The 20,965-nt window shown below is 72.6% G+C and carries 16 protein-coding genes; 11 read left to right on the forward strand and 5 right to left on the reverse strand.

What is annotated here, in order from left to right:
• The first annotated feature begins 304 nt into the window (after positions 1-304).
• Positions 305-1,594 (forward strand): ATP-dependent Clp protease ATP-binding subunit ClpX, encoded by a 1,290-nt coding sequence (clpX, locus tag ACFU74_RS09100; protein WP_350569305.1) that lies wholly within the window; start codon positions 305-307, stop codon positions 1,592-1,594.
• A 91-nt stretch (positions 1,595-1,685) separates the two neighbouring features.
• Here the strand turns inward: clpX and ACFU74_RS09105 are convergent, their stop codons facing one another.
• The gene (locus ACFU74_RS09105) at positions 1,686-2,501 is read right to left on the reverse strand and encodes a hypothetical protein (RefSeq protein WP_380754095.1); all 816 of its coding nucleotides are present in this window, start codon (positions 2,499-2,501) and stop codon (positions 1,686-1,688) included.
• A gap of 185 nt (positions 2,502-2,686) precedes the next feature.
• Between ACFU74_RS09105 and ACFU74_RS09110 the strand changes: the two genes are divergently transcribed.
• Together ACFU74_RS09110 and ACFU74_RS09115 are read left to right on the forward strand one after the other, a co-directional pair.
• Positions 2,687-5,326 carry a valine--tRNA ligase gene (locus ACFU74_RS09110; RefSeq protein ID WP_380754098.1) on the forward strand — a complete coding sequence of 880 codons (2,640 nt, stop codon included), beginning with the start codon at positions 2,687-2,689 and terminating at the stop codon, positions 5,324-5,326.
• A gap of 253 nt (positions 5,327-5,579) precedes the next feature.
• Positions 5,580-6,125: a hypothetical protein gene (locus tag ACFU74_RS09115; protein WP_380754100.1), complete on the forward strand. Its 546-nt coding sequence runs from the start codon at positions 5,580-5,582 to the stop codon at positions 6,123-6,125.
• A gap of 37 nt (positions 6,126-6,162) precedes the next feature.
• Here the strand turns inward: ACFU74_RS09115 and ACFU74_RS09120 are convergent, their stop codons facing one another.
• The 3 genes from ACFU74_RS09120 to ACFU74_RS09130 all read right to left on the reverse strand — a co-directional run bounded on the left by ACFU74_RS09120 (position 6,163) and on the right by ACFU74_RS09130 (position 10,536).
• Positions 6,163-7,695, reverse strand: coding sequence for a chitinase (locus tag ACFU74_RS09120; protein WP_380754103.1), 1,533 nt, complete (start codon positions 7,693-7,695; stop codon positions 6,163-6,165).
• 179 nt (positions 7,696-7,874) lie between these two features.
• Complete coding sequence (gene wecB / locus ACFU74_RS09125; RefSeq protein ID WP_380754105.1) at positions 7,875-9,047, reverse strand: non-hydrolyzing UDP-N-acetylglucosamine 2-epimerase; 1,173 nt, start codon at positions 9,045-9,047, stop codon at positions 7,875-7,877.
• 55 nt (positions 9,048-9,102) lie between these two features.
• Positions 9,103-10,536: a glycosyltransferase gene (locus ACFU74_RS09130; RefSeq protein ID WP_380754108.1), complete on the reverse strand. Its 1,434-nt coding sequence runs from the start codon at positions 10,534-10,536 to the stop codon at positions 9,103-9,105.
• A gap of 174 nt (positions 10,537-10,710) precedes the next feature.
• On the opposite strand from ACFU74_RS09130, the gene ACFU74_RS09135 reads away from it, so the two are divergent.
• The 8 genes from ACFU74_RS09135 to rodA all read left to right on the forward strand — a co-directional run bounded on the left by ACFU74_RS09135 (position 10,711) and on the right by rodA (position 19,577).
• The gene (locus tag ACFU74_RS09135) at positions 10,711-12,102 is read left to right on the forward strand and encodes a bifunctional folylpolyglutamate synthase/dihydrofolate synthase (protein WP_380754111.1); all 1,392 of its coding nucleotides are present in this window, start codon (positions 10,711-10,713) and stop codon (positions 12,100-12,102) included.
• A gap of 2 nt (positions 12,103-12,104) precedes the next feature.
• Entirely contained in the window at positions 12,105-12,443 is a 339-nt protein-coding gene (locus ACFU74_RS09140) for a DUF4233 domain-containing protein (protein WP_380754114.1), read from the forward strand.
• 118 nt (positions 12,444-12,561) lie between these two features.
• Complete coding sequence (ndk, locus tag ACFU74_RS09145; RefSeq protein WP_380754117.1) at positions 12,562-12,975, forward strand: nucleoside-diphosphate kinase; 414 nt, start codon at positions 12,562-12,564, stop codon at positions 12,973-12,975.
• Between the two features lie 320 nt (positions 12,976-13,295).
• Positions 13,296-14,321, forward strand: a complete 1,026-nt coding sequence (locus tag ACFU74_RS09150; RefSeq protein ID WP_030309693.1) for a rod shape-determining protein — start codon at positions 13,296-13,298, stop codon at positions 14,319-14,321.
• 92 nt (positions 14,322-14,413) lie between these two features.
• A complete protein-coding gene (gene mreC, locus ACFU74_RS09155) occupies positions 14,414-15,388 on the forward strand; it encodes a rod shape-determining protein MreC (protein WP_380754120.1) in 975 nt (324 codons plus the stop codon).
• A 3-nt stretch (positions 15,389-15,391) separates the two neighbouring features.
• Positions 15,392-16,030 (forward strand): rod shape-determining protein MreD, encoded by a 639-nt coding sequence (mreD, locus tag ACFU74_RS09160; protein WP_380754122.1) that lies wholly within the window; start codon positions 15,392-15,394, stop codon positions 16,028-16,030.
• 62 nt (positions 16,031-16,092) lie between these two features.
• Complete coding sequence (gene mrdA, locus ACFU74_RS09165; protein WP_380754124.1) at positions 16,093-18,381, forward strand: penicillin-binding protein 2; 2,289 nt, start codon at positions 16,093-16,095, stop codon at positions 18,379-18,381.
• Positions 18,378-19,577, forward strand: a complete 1,200-nt coding sequence (gene rodA / locus ACFU74_RS09170; protein WP_380754127.1) for a rod shape-determining protein RodA — start codon at positions 18,378-18,380, stop codon at positions 19,575-19,577. Before mrdA ends, rodA begins: the two co-directional genes overlap by 4 nt.
• Positions 19,578-19,651: 74 nt before the next feature.
• Here the strand turns inward: rodA and ACFU74_RS09175 are convergent, their stop codons facing one another.
• On the reverse strand, positions 19,652-20,944 hold the full coding sequence (locus ACFU74_RS09175) for a M14 family zinc carboxypeptidase (protein WP_380754130.1): 1,293 nt from the start codon (positions 20,942-20,944) through the stop codon (positions 19,652-19,654).
• Positions 20,945-20,965: the final 21 nt, after the last annotated feature.

Below are 20,965 nucleotides of genomic sequence, written 5' to 3' on the forward strand. Positions count from 1 at the left end.
CCCGCCCTCTCTCCCCTAGTGCGGCGGCCAGCGCCCCCGCGGCCCCTCCGGGGGGGGGTTGGCTCCGGGGGGGGGGGCCCGCGCGGGGCGGCCGCGCCCCGCCCCCGGCGCACCGGCGGCTGCTCCGACGGCATCTGTTCGGTATCAATTCGCCCAGGGCGTAGGGCAGACCCGGCGAAGAGGGCGGAATCGGCGGCTCGGCAGAGTACCGTCGGATAGCGAGACCGATCGCCGTCGGCGTCGACGGTCCACAGCACCAGGCCCCGGAACTCCCGCGGGGCCCCTGGCGAAGGGGAAGCACCTCGTGGCACGCATCGGAGACGGTGGCGACCTGCTCAAGTGCTCGTTCTGCGGCAAGTCGCAGAAGCAGGTGAAGAAGCTGATCGCCGGCCCAGGCGTGTACATCTGCGACGAGTGCATCGACCTGTGCAACGAGATCATCGAGGAGGAGCTCGCCGAGACCTCCGAGGTGCGCTTCGAGGAGCTCCCGAAGCCCCGCGAGATCTACGAGTTCCTGGACCAGTACGTGGTTGGCCAGGACCTCGCCAAGAAGGCCCTGTCGGTGGCCGTCTACAACCACTACAAGCGGGTCCAGGCCGGTGAGGCGGGCCGCAGCGGCGGCAACGGCCGCGAGGACGCCATCGAGCTGGCGAAGTCCAACATCCTGCTGCTCGGCCCGACCGGCTCCGGCAAGACGCTGCTGGCGCAGACCCTGGCCCGGATGCTGAACGTGCCGTTCGCGATCGCCGACGCCACCGCGCTCACCGAGGCCGGGTACGTCGGCGAGGACGTCGAGAACATCCTGCTCAAGCTGATCCAGGCGGCCGACTACGACGTCAAGAAGGCCGAGACCGGGATCATCTACATCGACGAGATCGACAAGGTCGCGCGCAAGAGCGAGAACCCGTCGATCACCCGGGACGTCTCCGGCGAGGGCGTCCAGCAGGCGCTGCTGAAGATCCTGGAGGGCACCACCGCCTCGGTGCCGCCGCAGGGCGGGCGCAAGCACCCGCACCAGGAGTTCATCCAGATCGACACCACCAACGTGCTGTTCATCGTGGGCGGCGCGTTCGCGGGCCTGGAGCGGATCATCGAGGGCCGGGCGGGTGCCAAGGGCATCGGCTTCGGCGCCAACATCCGCTCCAAGCGGGAGCTGGACGCCAGCGACCACTTCCGCCAGGTGATGCCGGAGGACCTGGTCAAGTTCGGCATGATCCCGGAGTTCATCGGCCGCCTCCCGGTGATCACCAGTGTGCACAACCTGGACCGCGAGGCGCTGCTGCAGATCCTCACCGAGCCGAAGAACGCGCTGGTCAAGCAGTACCGCAAGCTCTTCGAACTGGACGGCGTGGAGCTGGAGTTCTCCCGGGACGCGCTGGAGGCGATCGCCGACCAGGCGATCCTGCGCGGCACCGGCGCGCGCGGTCTGCGGGCCATCATGGAGGAGGTGCTGATGTCCGTGATGTACGAGGTGCCCTCGCGTCAGGACGTCGCCCGCGTGGTGGTGACCGGGGACGTCGTCTCCAAGCACGCCATCCCGACCCTGGTGCCGCGCGACATGATCAAGCGGGAGCGGCGCGACAAGAGCGCCTGACGGTTCCCGCCCGGGCACGGACGAGGGCCCCGGTACCGCCTGTCGGCGGCGCCGGGGCCCTCGTCCGTTGCGGCTGCCCGGGGGAACCCGGTTACTTGGGGAGCTCGGAGACGGCGCGCAGGGCGCGGGTGTCCGCGGCGAGCTTGTCGAGGTCGGGCCGGCCGCCCTCCTCGGCCGGCGGGCTCATCACCAGGACCAGGCTGCTGGAGTCGGCCCAGGCGCAGACGCCCAGGTCGGTGCCGTCCTGGGAGGCGACGCCGCAGTCCATGCTGCCGCCCTTGGGGCCGGGGTCGACCGGGTGCCGGTTGCCGACCGTGGTGCCGTCGGACTGCAGCCCCTTGAACATGGCGTCGAGCTCGGTCTTCGGGGCCAGCACCTTGCCGTAGCCGCCGAGCACCACGAGCCGCGGGTCCTCGGCGGAGTCCTGGTAGACGGCGCTGACGCCGGTGGGGTGCCAGGAGCCGTCGCCCTTGCCCAGCTCGGAGGTGATGGCCTCCTCCATCTGCTGGGCGACCTCGCTGTTCTCGTCCCTGGTGAGGCCGTTGAAGGTGGCCGGCAGGACGATCTTCTGGGTGCCGGCGTTGGAGGTGATGTCGAAGACGAAGTACGCGACCGCGCCGCCGATGAGGACCAGCACGAGCACGAAGACGCCGACGAGGATGCCGAGGGTGCGCCGGCGGCGCGGCGGCGGGGCGGCGGGGAACGCGCCGTACGGGGCGTAGCCGGGCGGCCCGGGCTGGCCCGGCGGCGGGACGGCGCCGAAGGGCGGCGGGGTCTGCGGCGGCACGGGCGGGCCGGGGTGGGACTGCCCGCCGTAGGACTGCCCGCCGTAGGGCTGGCCGCCGTACGGCTGTCCGCCGGGCTGCGGAGGCGGGGGTGGGGCGCCGTAGGGGTTCTGCTCGGTCACGGAGGCCCTTCCTGGGACGGTGGTGCCGGGCTTGTGCGAAGGCTCGGACGAATGTCCGGCACGCTATCGCACCGGTCCGTCACCCGGTCGGGTAATACCACTGCGGGCCCGCTGCCGCCCGCCGCGGTGTCCGGGGGGTGAAAGCCGTTCGTGACCCGGTTCCCGAGTTACGTAAACTGTCCGTCGTGACCGACACCACGAACCAGCGCCCCGCGAGCACGCATGCCGGGGACGAAGCAGCCACCCTCCCGACGACCTTCGCCCCGGCGGACGTAGAGGGCGAGCTGTACGAGCGCTGGGTAGAGCGCGGTTACTTCACCGCCGACGCCAAGAGCGACAAGCCCCCGTACACCATCGTCATCCCCCCGCCGAACGTCACCGGTGCGCTGCACCTGGGCCACGCCTTCCAGCACACGCTGATGGACGCGCTGACCCGCCGCAAGCGCATGCAGGGCTTCGAGGCGCTCTGGCTGCCCGGCATGGACCACGCCGGCATCGCCACCCAGAACAAGGTCGAGCAGCAGCTCGCCGAGTCCGGCCTCTCCCGCCACGACCTGGGCCGCGAGGCCTTCGTCGAGAAGGTCTGGGAGTGGAAGGAGAACTACGGCGGCAGGATCCTCGGCCAGATGCGCCGCCTCGGCGACGGCGTCGACTGGTCGCGGGAGCGCTTCACCATGGACGAGGGCCTGTCCAAGGCCGTCCAGACCATCTTCAAGCGGCTCTTCGACGACGGCCTGATCTACCGCGCCGAGCGCATCATCAACTGGTGCCCGCGCTGTCTCACCGCGCTGTCCGACATCGAGGTGGAGCACGAGGAGGTCCCCGGCGAGCTGGTCTCGATCCGCTACGGGGACGGCGAGGACTCCGTCGTCGTCGCCACCACCCGGGCCGAGACGATGCTGGGCGACACCGCGGTGGCCGTCCACCCGGACGACGAGCGCTACCGGCACCTGGTCGGGCGCACCGTCAAGCTGCCGCTGACCGACCGGGAGATCCCGGTCGTCGCGGACGAGCACGTCGACCCGGAGTTCGGCACCGGCGCCGTCAAGGTGACCCCGGCGCACGACCCCAACGACTTCGCCATCGGCCAGCGCCACGACCTGCCGAACCTGAGCGTCATGGACGAGCGCGGCGCGATCACCGTGCACGGCCCGTTCCTCGGCCTGGACCGGCTGGAGGCCCGCTCGGCCGTCGTCGGCGCGCTGCGCGAGCAGGGCCGGATCGTCGCCGAGAAGCGCCCGTACATGCACGCCGTCGGCCACTGCTCGCGCTGCCACACGGTGGTCGAGCCGCGGCTGTCGCTGCAGTGGTGGGTCAAGGTCGAGCCGCTGGCGAAGGCGGCCGGCGACGCGGTCCGCGACGGCAAGGTGGAGATCCACCCGAAGGAGCTGGAGCGCCGCTACTTCGACTGGGTCGACAACATGTACGACTGGTGCATCTCGCGCCAGCTGTGGTGGGGCCACCGGATCCCGGTCTGGTACGGCCCGGACGGCGAGGTCGTCTGCGTCGGCCCGGACGAGCAGCCGCCGACGGGCGAGGGCTGGCACCAGGACCCCGACGTCCTGGACACCTGGTTCTCCTCCGGCCTGTGGCCGTTCTCCACGCTGGGCTGGCCGGAGAAGACCCCGGACCTGGAGAAGTTCTACTCCACCGACGTCCTGGTCACCGGCCACGACATCATCTTCTTCTGGGTCGCCCGGATGATGATGTTCGGCCTGTACGCGATGGACGGCCAGGCGCCGTTCAAGACGGTCGCCCTGACCGGTCTGGTGCGCGACGAGTTCGGCAAGAAGATGTCGAAGTCCTCCGGCACCGCCGTCGACCCGCTGGACTGGATGGACGCCTACGGCTCCGACGCGGTCCGCTTCACCCTGGCCCGCGGCGCCAACCCGGGCGCCGACGTGCCGATCGGCGAGGACTGGGTCAAGGGCGCGCGCAACTTCTGCAACAAGATCTGGAACGCGACCCGGTTCGCGCTGATGAACGGCGCGACCGCGGACGGCCCGCTGCCCGCCCCGGAGCAGCTGACCGCGGTGGACCGCTGGATCCTGTCGCGGCTGAACGCGACCGTGACCGAGGTCGACGCGCTGTACGACGGCTACGAGTTCGCCAAGGCCTCGGACGCGCTCTACCACTTCGCCTGGGACGAGGTGTTCGACTGGTACGTCGAGCTCTCCAAGACCACCCTGGCCAAGGGCGGCGCGCAGGCCGAGGCCTCCCGCCGGGTGCTGGGCGAGGTCCTGGACGTCACCCTGCGGCTGCTCCACCCGGTCGTGCCGTTCGTCACCGAGGCGCTGTGGACCACGCTGACCGGTGCCGAGTCGGTGGTCGTCGCCGACTGGCCGAAGGACAGCGGCTTCCGGGACACCGCGGCCGAGGCCGAGGTCGCCACGCTCCAGCAGGTGGTCACCGAGGTCCGCCGGTTCCGTTCGGACCAGGGCCTCCAGCCGGCCCAGAAGGTCCCGGCCCGCCTGGACCTGGACGGCACCGTGCTGGCCGTCCACGAGGACGCGATCCGCTCGCTGCTGCGGCTGACCGTGCCCGAGGAGGGCTTCGCGGCCACCGCCTCGCTGCCGGTCGCCGGCGCCACCGTGGCGCTGGACCTGTCCGGCACGATCGACGTCGCGGCGGAGCGCAAGCGCCTCGCCAAGGACCTCGCGGCGGCCGAGAAGGAGAAGACCCAGTGCGGCGCCAAGCTCGGCAACGAGGCCTTCCTGGCCAAGGCGCCGGACGACGTGGTCGCCAAGATCCGGGGCCGCCAGGAGGCCGCCGAGGCCGACATCGCCCGGATCACCGCCCAGCTCGCGGCGCTGCCGCAGGGCTGACGCGCCGACGGTTCCCGGAGCCGCATCCCGCCGACGCGGGGTGCGGCTCCGCCGTTTTTCCGGAGGTCGGAAAATCGTGCGGCCCAATAGCCCAATCCGTTGCTCCCTTCCGGCGAATATTCATCCCGGACCGGGTGGGGTCCTATTCCGCCCGAATTCATTCCGGTCTTGCCCGCGCGCGCTCGCGGAAGTTTCCAGGTCGACTGTGTACGGTGTGCTTCGAGTTCCGGACGGCGAGGAGCGACGGGAGGGCATGGACGTGATGGTGACCGAGGAGCTGACCGAGGAACTGGCCGGCGAACTGCCTGCCGAGGCGGTCGAGGAGGCCAAGGGGCGGGCGGCGACCCTGCTGCTCGCCTTCCGGCACGGGAACCAGCTCGCGTTCGACCACGCCTTGGACCGGCTGTTCGAGGAGCAGGCCGAGCGCGAGGTGACCACGCTGCTCACCTGGATCGCCGCCGAGGCGGTCCGCAAGGCCTACGCCCCCGAGGTCGGCGACCGGGTGCTGCGGGCGATGGCCCGGCGCGCCCCGCGCGACACCGGCGCCGTGCACGTCGACGAGGAGGGCGTGGACGCGGCCCGGCTGATCGAGGCGGTCGCGGCCGGCGAGGTGGCCGAGGTCCGCGGCCTGGTCGCCACCACCCCCGACACCACCTTCCTGCTCGGCGGCCTGCTCCAGGGCGTGGCGATGATGCTGCCGCTGCTGCCGGAGGGCGAGCTGGCGGAGATCACCGCCGAGCTGCGCCGCCGGCACGGCGGGGTGCCCGCGGGCGTGCCGGAGGCCCGGGCCGGGGTCTGACCCCCCGCCCGGGCCCCGCGGCCCCGCGCGTTCGCGGTTACGGCATCGCGTGCAGGTGCGAGCCGACGGTGTTGGCGATCCCGCCGCCCGCCTTGGCGTCCCAGTTGGTCGACCAGGTCATCGCCCCGCCGATCCCGGGCCACTTGGTGTCGGGCTTGAAGCTGCCGCAGTTGGTGCCGGAGGCCAGGCAGTCCAGCGCGTTGTTGACCACGCTGGGGCTGACGTAGCCGCCGCCGGCCGCGCTGGTGGAGGCAGGCACGCCGAGGCCCACCTGGTCGGGCCGCAGCCCGCCCTTGAGCTGGATGCAGGCCAGCCCGGTGAGGAAGTTGACGGTGCCCTGGGAGTAGACCTGGCCGTCACAGCCCAGCATCGCGCCGGAGTTGTAGTACTGCATGTTGACGATGGTGAGGATGTCCTTCACGTTCAGCGCCAGCTTGAAGTACTCCATGCCGGTGGACTGCATGTCGATGGTCTGCGGCGCCATGGTGAGCGTGAAGCCGGGGCCGGCCTTGGCGGCCAGCGAGTGCAGCGCCTGCCCCATGTAGGTGGAGTTGATGCCGTTCTCCAGGTCGATGTCCACGCCGTCGAAGCCGTAGGTCTGCATCAGGGACCAGGCGGTGTTCGCGAAGTTGGTGGCCGCGGAGGCGCTGCCGACGGAGACCGAGCCCTTCTCGCCGCCGACCGAGAGGATCACCTTCTTGCCGGCCGCCTTCTTGGCCGCGATGTCGGCCTTGAACTGGGCCTCGGTGTAGCCGCCGAGCCGGGAGGAGAGCGTCGGGTCCAGGGCGAAGCCCAGGCCGCCGGCCGTGCCGGTGGCCTCGGCGAAGGAGACCGCGATGATGTCGTAGGCGGCCGGGACGTCGCTGATCCGCTGCACGGTGGCGCCGTTGTCGAAGTTCTGCCAGTAGCCGGTGAGCAGGTGCTTGGACGGCGGCCGCGGGGTGGTGGAGGTGGGGGTGGGCGTGGTGACGGTGGGGGACGGGGTGCCCGGGCTGCTCGGGCTGGGGCTGGTCGCGGTGGGGCTGGGCTTCGGGTCACCCGGGCCGAGCAGGGAGACGTCGTCGGCCAGGAAGGCCGGCTGCCCGTACCAGCCGTGCAGGTAGACGGTGACGCTGGTGGTGTTCGCGCCGGTGGTGAAGGTGGTGCTGAGCTTGGACCAGGCGCTGCCGCCGGGGGTCCAGGTGCTCGGGTCGGTGCCGCCGGTGCCGCGGGCACCGAGGTAGACGTACGAGCCCTGGACCCAGCTGCTCAGCGTGTAGGTCGAGGACGGCTTCACCGCGACGGTCTGGGTGCACTCGCCGGTGCCGCCGCCGCCCGGGGTGGAGCGCAGCGCGCCGGTGCCGGAGTGGACCGAGGCGGTCTCCGGGGTGCCGGCCGTACAGGTCCAGCCGCTGAGGCGGTTGGCGTCCTCGAAGCCGCCGTTGGTGATCAGTTCGACGTCGCCGGGCGCCGCCTGGGCGGTACCGGTGCCGCCGGCGAGGACCAGGCCGCTGAGGCCGATGGCGACGGCGCTGGCGCCGGCGAGCATCGATTGGACGGCGCGCGGGCGCCGCTGTCGGGCAGGTGGCATGACTCCATCTCCTGTGGGGGAGGCCGGCGGCCCTCGTGGGGGAGAGCCGTCCGGGTGTCGATGGGTGTGCGTGCGGGAGCTACCGACAACTCAAGTCCCTGTCGGGATCGGAGACTTGCCCTCACAAAATGGAGTAGACCAATTCTGCTGTCAAGAGGGCCCCGGCCCGGGGCCCCGGTTCAGGCGGCCGTCGGAAGCGGCTCGGCGCCCTCCCGGACCAGCCGTGCGGTCAGGTCCGCGATCCGGGCGGAGGCCAGTCCGTCGCCGTAGGGGCTCGGGGTGCCCGCCAGCCGGGCCAGCCGCTCGGGGGTGTCGGACAGCCAGGCCCGGGCCTGCTCGCCGAGCTCGCCGCCCGGCGCCACCAGCGCGGCGAAGCCGGCCTCGACGGCCTCGGGCCGTTCGGTGGAGCGGCGCACCACCAGCAGCGGGCGGCCGAGCACGGTGCACTCCTCCTGCACCCCGCCGGAGTCGGAGACCAGCAGCGCGGCGTGCCGGGCCAGGCCCAGGAAGTCGGCGTAGCCGACCGGCCCGGTCACCGCGAGCCGCTCCAGCAGGCCGTCCAGCGCGAACCGCTCGACGGCGGCCCGGGTGCGCGGGTGCATCGGGAACAGCACCGGGGTGCCGGCCCGGGCGATCCGGTCGAGCTCGGCGAGGACGGCGCCGAGCGCCTCGGCGGTGTCGGTGTTCTCCGGCCGGTGCACGGTGGCCAGGACGTAGCCGTCGGCGGTGAGGCCGTGCGCGGCGAGCAGGGCGGCCCGGGCGGCGGCGTCCGGCAGCGAGCCGCGGACCACCTCGACGACGGTGTTGCCGGTGAGCGCGATCCGCTCCTCGGCGAGGGACTCGGCGCGCAGGTTGGCGGCGTTGTCGGGGGTGGCCGCGCACAGCAGGTCGGCGACGTGGTCGACCATCACCCGGTTGTGCTCCTCGGGCATCGCCCGGTCGAAGCTGCGCAGCCCGGCCTCGACGTGCACCAGCGGGATGTCCCGGGCGTTGGCGGCCAGGGCGCCGGCCAGGGTGGCGTTGGTGTCGCCCTGGACGACGACGGCGGCCGGGCGGTCCTCGGCGAAGGCGGCGTCGAGCTGGCCGAGGGACCGGGCGATCTGGCCGGCCCTCGGGCGGCCGCCGACGCCGGTGAGCAGTTCGGGGCGGGGCAGGCCGAGGTCGCGCAGGAAGCGGCCGGACATCGCCTCGTCCCAGTGCTGGCCGGTGTGCAGCAGGCGGGTGGCGGGGCCGAGCTCGTGGATCAGCGGGGCGAGCTTGACCAGTTCGGGGCGGGTGCCGAGGACGACGGCGACGCTGGCGGGGGCGAGCGGGCGGTCGGCGGCGGGCTTCGGGGACGGGCACGCGGACATGGCGGATCGGCTCCGTTCTCGGGGCGGGGGACGGCGGGGAGGGGTGCGCGGGGGGTCAGGACTCGAGCGCGGTGGGGGCGCCGAGGGCGACCTTCTCGGCGTTGCGCCGGGTCTTGGCCCAGCCGTTGCGGCCGAGCAGCAGGCGGACGGCGGCCCGGGTGGCGACCACGAACAGGTGGTAGGCGTAGAGCCAGACCAGGACGCCCCAGAGCAGGCCGGCGGCCCGGCGGCGGTCGGGGTGGACCAGCCGGCGGTAGGCCGGGCCCCAGAAGACCATCGGCAGGGTGGCGAGCACGAAGGCGAGCGCCATCCACGGGCCGTAGCGCAGCTGGAAGTCGGCGGTCTCCGCGGGGAAGAGCGCCAGGCCCGCCCCGGTGATCGCCAGCGACAGCGGGGTGAGGACGACCAGCAGCACGCAGACCACCGGCTGGAGGAAGGTGTAGAGCACCTCGGCCTTGCCGGCGGGCCCGTAGTGGCGCGAGCGCAGCACCCGGCCGGTGTAGCGCAGGCACTGCATGTTGCCCTGCGCCCAGCGGGTGCGCTGGGTGAGGAAGCGCCGCCAGGAGACCAGCGCCTCCTGGGAGACGTTGGCCTCGGTGACATGGGTGAGGCGCCAGCCGGCCAGTCGCAGGTCGAGGCCGGACTCGTAGTCCTCCAGCAGGGCGCGCTCGGGCCAGGGGCGGCCCTCGCGGCCCTCCTCGGCGGTGAGCGAGTCCAGGGCGGTGAGCCGGACGAACTGGCCGTTGCCGCCGAGGCCGACGCTGCCGGTGCGCCGGCGCAGCAACTGCATGCCGGCGTTGTTGGCCTGGAACTCGACGTCCTGCATCCGGACCAGGGCGCGGGCCGCCGCGTTGGCGGCGCGGCCGCGGCCGGGCAGCGGACGTTCGTCCTCGGCGTTGCGCATCCGTACGCCGATCTGCACGGCGCCGGTGTCGGGGCGGCCCATCGCGCGGTCGTTGCAGACCTGTTCGAGGGTGCCGGGGTCGAGCCGCCCGTCGGCGTCGACCACGCCGAGGACCACCCGGGAGCGGTCGGTGCCGGGCGGCAGCCAGGCGGAGATCTCCCGGTAGGCGGCGTTGAGGGCGGCGCCCTTGCCGATCCGGGCGTGCGGGCGGCGGCGCTGGACGAGGTGGACGCGCGCGTCGCGGCCGGCGGCGGCGAGCACCAGTTCGCGGGTGGCGTCCTCGCTGTCGTCGTCGATCACCCACAGGTGGGCGGCGGGGGCGACGGCCCGCAGGCCCGCGAGGGTCTGGGTGATCACCGTCTCCTCGTCCCGGCAGGGGACCACCAGGTGCCACTGGAAGGCGGCGGGGTCGCCGGGGGCGGCCGGGGTGCTGTGCCGGAAGGCGTGCCGGGAGCCGGCCCAGTAGACCAGGAAGCGGCCGAACACCAGGACCATGTAGCAGAGCAGGGCCAGCGAGATCAGCCCGCCGAGCTGGAGGAACCCCTCGCGTCGCGTCTCGACGAACAGGCGCAGGGCGTCGGGCATGGCGAGGCGCTCCTCATGATCGAAGGTGATTTGTCTCCTAGGGGTGCGAATCAATGCTTCATTGCGGTCTGATGTCGCTAAATCGATAGTAAACAGAGGAAACTGCCCAACTCGGGCAAAGTGGTGGTTCTCACCCCGTGAGGAGCCCCCGGCCCCGCTCCGTAGACTGTGGTCGTGAGCGACAAGGCCGACCCGAACCCGTACACCCTCCGCCCCGCCGACGGCGGCACCGGCGACGCCCTGCGCGACGTCGAGGCGGAACTCTCCGAGCGCTGGCCGGAGAACAAGCTGGAGCCCTCGCTCGACCGGATCGAGGCCCTGATGGACATCCTGGGCCAGCCCCAGCGGTCCTTCCCCTCCATCCACGTCACCGGCACCAACGGCAAGACCTCCACCGCCCGGATGATCGAGCAGCTGCTCGGCGTCTTCGAGCTGCGCACCGGCCGCTACACCAGTCCGCACGTGGAGAGCGTCACCGAGCGGATCACCCTGGACGGCGCCCCGATCACCCCCGAGCGGTTCGTCGAGGTCTACCGCGACATCGAGCCCTACGTGCGGATGGTCGACGAGCGCGAGCCGGTCGCGATGTCCTTCTTCGAGGTGCTCACCGGCATGGCCTACGCGGCCTTCGCCGACGCCCCGGTGGACGTCGCCGTGGTCGAGGTCGGCATGGGCGGCTCCTGGGACGCCACCAACGTCATCGACGCCGCCGTCGCCGTGATCACCCCGATCGGCCTGGACCACACCGACAAGCTGGGGGAGACCACCGGCGAGATCGCCGTCGAGAAGTCCGGGATCATCAAGCCCGGCTCGGTCGCCGTCGTCGCCCAGCAGCAGCTCGACGCCGCCCAGACCATCCTGCGCCGCGCCGTCGAGGTCGACGCCACGGTCGCCCGCGAGGGCATGGAGTTCGGCGTCATCCGCCGCGAACTCGCCGTCGGCGGCCAGCTGGTGACCCTGCGCGGACTCGGCGGCGAGGAGTACGAGGACGTCTTCCTGCCGCTGCACGGCGAGTACCAGGCGCACAACGCCGCCCTCGCGCTGGCCGCCGTCGAGGCGTTCTTCGGCGTCGGCGGCGCCCGCGGCGGGCAGCTCGACGCCGACAAGGTCCGCCAGGCGTTCTCCGGCGTCACCTCCCCGGGCCGGCTGGAGGTCGTCAGGCGCAGCCCCACCATCGTCCTGGACGCCGCCCACAACCCGCACGGCGCCCGGGCCACCGTCGCCGCGCTCACCGAGTCCTTCGGCTTCACCCGGCTGGTCGGCGTCATCGGCACCAGCGGGGACAAGGACGTGTCCGGCCTGCTGGAGGCCTTCGAGCCGGTCCTCGCCGAGGTCGTCGTCACCCGCAACTCCACCCACCGCGCGATGGACGTGGACGAGCTGGCCGCGCTCGCGGTCGAGATCTTCGGCGAGGAGCGCGTCCAGGTCGAGCCCCGGCTCGACGACGCCATCGCCGCCGCCGTCACCCTGGCCGAGGAGGAGGGCGACCTCGGCGGCGCCGGGGTGCTGGTCACCGGTTCGGTCATCACGGTGGGCGAGGCCCGCCTGCTGCTCGGGAGGAAGTGACGATGAGGACGCTCTGCTCCTCGACACTGATCGGCGAGGCCCTCGTGGTGCTCTTCGCGGCGCTGGTCGCGATGCAGCTCTCCGACGTGTCCACCGCCGCGCTGTGGACGGTCAGCGGCATCGCGATGGCACTGTGCGTGCTGCTCTGCGGCATGATCACCCGCCCCGGCGCGGTCGCCGTCGGCTGGGCCCTGCAGCTCGCGCTGATCGCCAGCGGCTTCGTCGTGCCGACCATGTTCGCGCTCGGCGCGGTCTTCGCCGGCCTGTGGTGGTGCTCGGTGCACTACGGCCGCAGGATCGACGAGATCAAGGCCGCCCGGGCCGCCGCCGCGACCGCCTGAGACGGCCCCCGGACCGGGTCCGGCGCGTCCGCTCACGCAAGGTAGCCTCTGCGGTAGTCGCACGCCGCACGCGGACCCGCGCGTGCGCGCCGAACCCGAATTCCCCAGGAGACGCCCCGTGTCCCAGCGCACTCTCGTCCTGCTCAAGCCCGACGCCGTCAAGCGCGGCCTGGCCGGCGAGATCATCAGCCGCATCGAGCGCAAGGCCGGCTGGCGGCTCGCCGCCGTCGAGCTGCGCACCTTCGACCGGGCGACGCTGGAGCAGCACTACGCGGAGCACGTCGGCCGCCCGTTCTACGAGCCGCTGCTGGAGTTCATGACCTCCGGCCCGTCCATCGCCCTGATCGTCGAAGGCGAGGAGGTCATCGCCGGCATCCGGATGCTGGCCGGCGCCACCAACCCGCTGGAGGCCGGGGCCGGCACCATCCGCGGCGACTACGCGACGATCACCCGCGAGAACCTGATCCACGCCTCCGACTCGGTCGGGTCCGCCGAGCGCGAGATCAAGATCTTCTTTCCCGCGCACGCCTGATCCGACCGGGCGCGACGGCCACCAGGGACCTTCGGAAGGCCCCGGTCGGGACCATTGGCCCGGCCGGGGCATTCTTATCGGGAAATAGGGAACCAGGCCCTCCGACACGGCGTCCCAATGCCCGGAGAAGCGATCACGCCCCGGACAATGGACGGTATGCCCCACGTCGACGTCCGTGCCGACCGGCGTGACTACGATGGACGCGACTCAAGGGCCCGGTAAGGCAGCTCAGCTGGTCGCCGCCCATCCGTGGGCGCGCACACCGTCCACCCCACATGACTCCGAGCCCGGGAAAGGCACCCCACCCCATGGCGAGCAACCTGTCGTTCATCGGCCGCGACTTGGCGATCGACCTCGGAACTGCCAACACGCTGGTGTACGTCAGGGGCAAGGGCATCGTCCTCAACGAGCCGTCGGTGGTGGCGGTCAACACCAACACCGGGGGCATCCTCGCGGTGGGCTCCGAGGCCAAGAAGATGATCGGCCGCACCCCCGGCAACATCGTCGCCATCCGCCCGCTCAAGGACGGCGTGATCGCCGACTTCGAGATCACCGAGCGGATGCTGCGCTACTTCATCCTCAAGGTGCACCGCCGCCGCTTCCTCGCCCGCCCCCGGGTCGTCGTCTGCGTCCCCTCCGGCATCACCGGCGTCGAGCGCCGCGCCGTCATCGAGGCCTCCCTCCAGGCCGGCTGCCGCCAGGTGCACATCATCGAGGAGCCGATGGCCGCCGCCATCGGCGCCGGGCTGCCCGTCCACGAGCCCACCGGCAACATGGTCGTCGACATCGGCGGCGGCACCACCGAGGTCGCCGTCATCTCGCTCGGCGGCATCGTCACCGCCCAGTCCATCCGGGTCGCCGGCGACGAGCTGGACAACGCCATCGTCCAGCACATCAAGAAGGAGTACTCGCTGCTCCTCGGCGAGCGCAGCGCCGAACAGATCAAGATGAGCATCGGCTCCGCCTTCGGCCTGGAGGGCGAGAAGGACGAGCACGCCGAGATCCGCGGCCGCGACCTGGTCAGCGGCCTGCCCAAGACCGTCGTCATCTCCGCCGCCGAGGTCCGCGAGGCCATCGACGAGCCGGTCAACTCGATCATCGACGCGGTCAAGACCACCCTCGACCAGTGCCCGCCCGAGCTGGCCGGCGACGTCATGGACCGGGGCATCGTGCTCACCGGCGGCGGCGCCCTGCTGCGCGGACTGGACGAGCGGCTGCGCCGGGAGACCGGCATGCCGATCCACATCGCGGAGAACCCGCTGGACTCCGTCGCACTCGGCTCCGGCAAGTGCGTCGAGGAGTTCGAGGCGCTCCAGCAGGTACTCGACGCCGCGCCGCGCCGTTAGCAGAACCGACACACCAGCCGAACTGACGGGCCCCCGCCCGGGTCCACACCCCGGGGAGGCGGCCAGGGGTACGAAGGGGCAGTACCAGCACCGTGAGGGACACACGAGAGAGCCGGCTGCTGCTCATCCTGCTGGTGGCCGTCGCCTTCGCACTGATCACCGTGGACATCAAGGGCGGTGAGAGCTCCCCGCTCGGCGGCGCCCGGCGCGCGGCCGCCACCGTCCTCGGCCCGGTCGAACGCGCCGCCGCCAGCGCCGTCGACCCGGTCGCCGACACGGTGCGCGCCTTCCGCGACGCCGCCTCCGACAGCGGCCGCACCGACCAGCTCGCCCGCGAGAACACCGAGCTGCGCCAGAAGCTCGCCTCCTCCGACATGGCCGGCGGGCGCACCAAGCAGCTCGACGACCTGCTGCGCACCGCCGGCGCCGGCGGCTACACCGTCAAGGCCGCGCAGACCATCGCGATCGGCCCGGCCCAGGGCTTCTCCTGGACCATCACCATCGACGCCGGCAGCGACGACGGCCTCACCCGCGACATGACCGTCATCAACGGCCAGGGCCTGGTCGGCCGGATCACCACCGTCGCCCCGACCACCGCCACCGTGCTGCTCGCCTCCGACCCCGGCTTCACCGCCGGCACCCGGCTGGAGGGCACCGGCGAGATCGGCTTCGCCGCCGGCGGCGGCACCAGCGCCATGAAGGTCTCGCTGCTCAACGGCAAGGCCCAGGTCAAGGAGGGCGACCGGCTGGTCACCTTCGGCTCGCAGAGCGGCCGTCCGTTCGTCCCCGGCGTCCCGGTCGGCAAGGTCGTCGAGGTCGAGGCCAACCCCGGGCAGCTCACCAAGACCGTCCTGGTCGAGCCCTTCGTCCAGTTCACCCGGCTCGACCTGGTCGGTGTGGTCGTCGTCCCGCCGCGCACCGACCCGCGCGACGCCGTCCTGCCGCCCGCCCCCGCGCCGGCCGCCCAGGGCCAGGCCGCCCCCGCGGCGCCCGCCGCACCGGCCGTGCCGGCCGCCCCCGCCGTCCCGGCCGCCGTCCCGCCCGCCAAGCCCACTGGGGGGAACTGAGCCATGCGCCTCGCCCGCATCCCCGTCTCCGCCGTGCTGATCCTGCTCGGCCTGCTGCTGCAGGTCAGCGTCTTCGGCCGGCTGCAACTGCCCGGAGCCACCCCCGACATACTGCTGCTCGTGGTCGTCGGCCTCGCCCTGGTCTACGGCCCGACCGGCGGCTGCCTGGTCGGCTTCGCGGCCGGCCTGCTCGCCGACCTCGCCCCGCCCTCCGACCACGCCATCGGCCGCTACGCGCTGGTGCTCTGCCTGATGGGCTACGCCGCCGGGCTGCTGCGCCCCGAGCACGGCCGCCAGCGCTCGGTCTCCAGCGCGCTGCTGGTGGTGGCCGGCGCCGCGATCGCCTCCACCCTGCTGTACGCGATGGTCGGCGCGCTGGTCGGCGACACCGCCGCCCGCCACGTCGGGCTCGGCCAGCTGGTGTTCACCGCCCTGCTCTACGACCTGCTGCTCGCCCCCTTCGTGGTGCCCGCCGTGATGGTGGTCGCCCGCCGCTTCGGCAAGGACCCGCTGGCCGTCGCCGACGACGACGAGGGCGGCCCCGGCCTCGGCACCCTGGCCCGCTACCGCACCACCCGCGACGCCGGCACCGGCCCGGCCTACAAGAAGAAGCGCCTGCTCGGCGCGGTCAAGCGCCCGTAGCCCCCGGCCCCGGCCGAAGCGACCAGCCCGCCCGCCCTGTTCTGTTTTGGAGCGCACGAGACGTGAGCAACATCCCCGAGACCGGCCGTACCCGGCGGGTGACGATCCGTCTGGTGGTGCTGCAGATCCTGGTGCTCTCGCTGCTCGCCACCCTCGGCGGACGGCTGTGGTACCTGCAGATCCGCAACGCCAGCGTCTACACCGCCAAGGCGACCGGCAACCACATCCGCGAGGTCGTCGAACCGGCCGTGCGCGGCGAGATCCTGGACGCCTCCGGACGCATCCTCGCCGGCAACGAGACCAAACTGGTCGTCTCGGTCAGCCGCACCTCGCTGCTCCAGCAGAAGGACGGCGGCAAGGAGGTGCTGGGCCGGCTCGCCGAGGTGCTCGGCATGCCGGCCAAGGACGTCCAGGAGAAGGTCCGGCTCTGCGACGCCAAGACCCCGCAGCCCTGCTGGAACGGCTCGCCCTACCAGCCGATCCCGGTCACCAAGGAGGCGACCACCCAGCAGGCGATGCAGATAATGGAGCGCCGCGAGGACTTCCCCGGCGTCACCGCCCAGCCCACCGCCGTGCGGCACTACACCGGCGCCGAGGGCGCCAACCTCGCCCAGGTGCTGGGCTACCTCTCGCCGGTCACCGACGAGGAGGTCTCCAAGACCGCCGACAAGGCGGGCCTGGACCGCTACCTGCCGGCCGACCAGATCGGCCGCGCCGGGCTGGAGTCCGTCTACGACCGCGACCTGCGCGGCACCGCCGGCATCACCAAGCTGGAGGTGGACAACCTCGGACGGGTCATCGGCACCGCCGACGAGGCCGCCCCGCAGACCGGCAACAACCTGGTGACCAGCATCGACGCCCGGGTGCAGAAAGTCGTCGAGGACAACCTGGCGCAGGCGATGGCCGACGCCCGCAAGACCTGGGACAAGAACACCCAGCGCAACTACGAGGCGGACTCGGGCGCCGCGGTCGTGATGGACGTGCGCACCGGGCAGATCGTCGCGATGGCCAGTGCCCCGACCTACGACCCCAACCTGTGGCAGGGCGGCATCTCCGGCAAGGACTACCAGGCGCTGACCAGCAAGGACTCCAACTTCCCGCTGCTGAACCGGGCCATACAGGGCCAGTCCGCCCCCGGCTCCACCTTCAAGGTGGTCTCCACCGCCGCCGCCGCGCAGGCCGGCTACGCGCTCAACGGCAACTACCCCTGCCCGAGCAGCGTGACCATCGGCGGGCGCGAGTTCAAGAACTTCGAGAGCCAGGGCCACGGCTCGATCACCCTGGCCCGGGCCCTGGAGGTCTCCTGCGACACCGTCTTCTACGGCCTCGCCTACGACCAGTGGACGGCCGACGGCGGCATCAAGCCGAAGAAGGACGCCGGCGACTGGTTCTACAAGACCGCCCACCAGTTCGGCCTCGGCGCCAAGACCGGCATCGACCTGCCCTCCGAGGCCACCGGCCGGGTGCCGGACCGCCAGTGGAAGCAGTCCTTCTACGACGCCAACAAGGACGCCTGGTGCCGGCAGGCCGAGAAGGGCGGCAAGGAGTACGCGGACCTCATCGCCAAGGAGAACTGCGTCGACGGCTACGTGCTGCGCGCCGGTGACGCCGTCAACTACGCGATCGGCCAGGGCGACACCCTGGTCACCCCGCTGCAGATGGCGCGGATCTACGCGGCGCTCGCCAACGGGGGAACGCTCTGGCGGCCGACCGTCGCCAAGGCGGTGATAAGCCCGAGCGGAGAGCTGGTCCGCGAGATCGCCCCGCAGGCGGACGGCAAGCTGCCGACCGACGCCAAGACGCTCCAGTACATCGACGAGGCGACCAAGGGCGTCGTCTCCACCGGTACCGCCGCCTGGAAGTTCACCGGTGCCGGCTGGCCGCAGGACAAGATCGAGCTGCACGCCAAGACCGGCACCGCCGAGGTCGAGGGCAAGCAGACCACCTCGTACCTGACCACCTACAGCCGCGACTACGCGGTCGTGATGACGATAAGCCAGGGCGGCACCGGCTCCGGCGGCTCCGGCGACGCGATCCGGCGCATCTACCAGGCGCTGTACGGCGTCGACGACAAGGGCGCCATCGACCAGGGCAAGGCGCTGCTGCCCACGCCGCAGACCGAGCTGCCGAAGTTCAACCCGGACGGCACCGCGATCATCAAGCCGGCCTCGTTCGCCGGTGCCGCCGGTGCCGACGCGGCCGACGGCGCGGTCCCGGGCGGCCCCGGTGCGGGCTCCGGCCCGTCGCGGGCCTTCCTGGACCCGGCGCAGCCCGACGGCCCCGCCCCGGTGCTCGTGATGGCCTCGGCCGCCGTCGAACCCAACCGCTCCACCGGAAGGGGCCGGGCATGACCTCCTACGGCTCGTACCGCCAGCTGCGCCTCGCGCCGCAGCGCGGCGGGGTGCCCAAGGCGCTGGCCAAGGACTCCCCGCTGTGGCGGATCGACTGGATACTGCTGCTGGCCGCGGTCGTCCTGTCGCTGGGCAGCTCGCTGCTGGTCTGGTCGGCGACCCGGGGCCGGGACACGCTGACCCACGGCGACCCGCAGTACTTCCTGTTCCGGCACCTGACCAACGTCCTGATCGGGGCGGTGCTGTGCGCGGTGGTGATAGCGATAGGGAGCCGGCGGTTCCGGACGGTCGTGCCGTTCCTGTACGCCGGTGTGATCGTGCTGCTGCTGGCCACGCTGAGCCCGCTCGGCTCGACCATCAACGGCCAGCACTCCTGGATCCAGCTGGGCGGCGGCTTCTCGGTGCAGCCGGCCGAGTTCGCCAAGGTGGCGATCGTGCTGTCGATGGCGGTCGTGCTGTCCGACCAGGTGGACGCGGGGGAGCGGGAGTTCCCGGCGAACAAGGCGGTGTTCCGGGCGCTGATCTGGGCGACGCTGCCGATGGCCATAGTGATGCTGATGCCGGACGCCGGCTCGGTGATGGTGATGGCCGTCATCGTGCTGGGCATCCTGCTGGCCTCCGGCGCGGCCAACCGCTGGGTGTTCGGGCTGATCCTGGCCGGCGTCGGCGGCTGCGTGGCGATCTGGAAGCTCGGTGTGCTGAGCAAGTACCAGATCGACCGCTTCGCGGCCTTCGCCAACCCGGCGCTCGACCCGTCCGGCGTCGGCTACAACACCGCGCAGGCCCGGATCGCGATCGGCTCCGGCGGGCTGACCGGCAAGGGCCTGTTCCACGGGACCCAGACCACCGGGCAGTTCGTGCCGGAGCAGCAGACCGACTTCGTGTTCACGGTGGCCGGCGAGGAGCTGGGCTTCCTCGGCGCGATGGCGATCATCGTGCTGCTCGGCGTGGTGCTGTGGCGGGCCTGCCGGATCGCCCGCCACGCCACCGACCTGTACGGCACCATCGTGGCGGCCGGGGTGGTCGCCTGGTTCGCCTTCCAGGGCTTCGAGAACATAGGGATGTGCCTGGGCATCATGCCGGTGGCCGGCATCCCGCTGCCGTTCGTCTCCTACGGGGGCTCGTCGATGTTCTCGACCTGGGCGGCGATCGGGTTGCTGCAGGCGGTGCAGAGCCAGCGGCCGATAGCGGCCTGAGCCTGCGAGGAGGGCCGGTCCGGGGTTCCCCCCGGGCCGGCCCTCCTTCCTTCGCATCCGTTCCGCGGACTCGTTCAGGCGGGGGGCAGCAGGAGGTCGGCGGCGGCGAACACCGCCCGGGTCTGGTGGGCGACCTGGGTCTCCACCGGCACCCAGCGGGCGCCCAGCCGGTGCAGGCCCTCCAGGCTCGCCCCGACGATCCCCCGGGCGCGCGCCCGGGCCGCGTCCGCCGCCGGGCCGCCGCAGTCCGCGAGCAGCCGCAGCAGCATCGAGGCGATCCGCAGCGGCACCCGCTCGGCCGCGATCCGGGCGGCCGTCACCCGGGACACCGTCAGCGGCGCCGACGACCAGTGGGCGAGCCAGTCGTCCACCACCGGCCGGCAGACCGCCAGGTTGAACTCGACGGCGCGCAGCAGCGGCCCGTACGCCACCCCGGCGTGCGGCGGCACCAGCGGCAGCAGCGTGGTCAGCTCGGCGACCCGGCCGCCCAGCCGGTCGGCGCAGGCCCCGACGGCGGCGCGCACGTCCGGCGCCGGGCGGGCGTCGCCGACCGCGTCGATCGCCCACATCGGCACCTCCAGCACCGCCGTGGTACCGCCGTACCGGCCCGCGTACGACCAGGTGGACAGCTCGGGGCGGTCCGGAAGGGGCTGGCGGCGGCGCCCCGGCGCGGGCATCACATAGCTGCCCGGGGCCGGGCTGTCCCAGCCGACCGCGTCGTAGGAGTCGACGTCCAGCGGGATGCCGCCGCGCGCCACCGAGCGGGCGAAGCGGTCGGCCAGGGCCGGCAGCGGCCGGGTGAGCTGCACGAACGCGCCGCCGAAGTCCACGCCGTGCAGCGAGCACTGGAGCGCCGGGCGCAGCTCGTCGATCAGCCCGGTGAGCACCCGGCTCTCCGGCATCGGCGCCAGCGGGCCGTCCGGGTGCGGCAGCAGCTCGGGCTGCTCGTGGAAGGCCGGCCGGAAGAAGTGCTCGTAGTGCCGGGCGGCGGTGAGCGGGCCGTGCAGCCAGCCCTCGTTGAGCGCGGCGCCGTCCGGGTCCAGGCAGAGCAGGACGTGCCAGCCGACCCCAGGGCGGGGCGGCAGCTCCAGCACCCGCTCGGCCAGCCGGACGGCCGCGGCCACGCCGACCGGCTCGTTGGGGTGCGGCCCGCCGACGGCCAGGACCGTCCGCTCCCCGTCGTCCACCGAGAGCAGGACCAGCGGGCGCCCCGCCCGGGAGCGGCCCACCTCGCGGACCCGGCAGCGCCCGGGGTGGCGGCGGGCCAGCCGGCGGGCGGCGGCGATCGCGCGCGCCACCCCCGGATAGGTCCCGGTGTCCTGCCGCGGGGCTTCGATCCGGCGCGTCCGCCGGCCCGTGTCGGTCATGGCTCTCCTGTCCTCGGGGGC

It is taken from the genome of Kitasatospora sp. NPDC057500 (genome assembly GCF_042802195.1).
In the GTDB taxonomy this organism is placed as follows: Bacteria; Actinomycetota; Actinomycetes; order Streptomycetales; family Streptomycetaceae; genus Kitasatospora.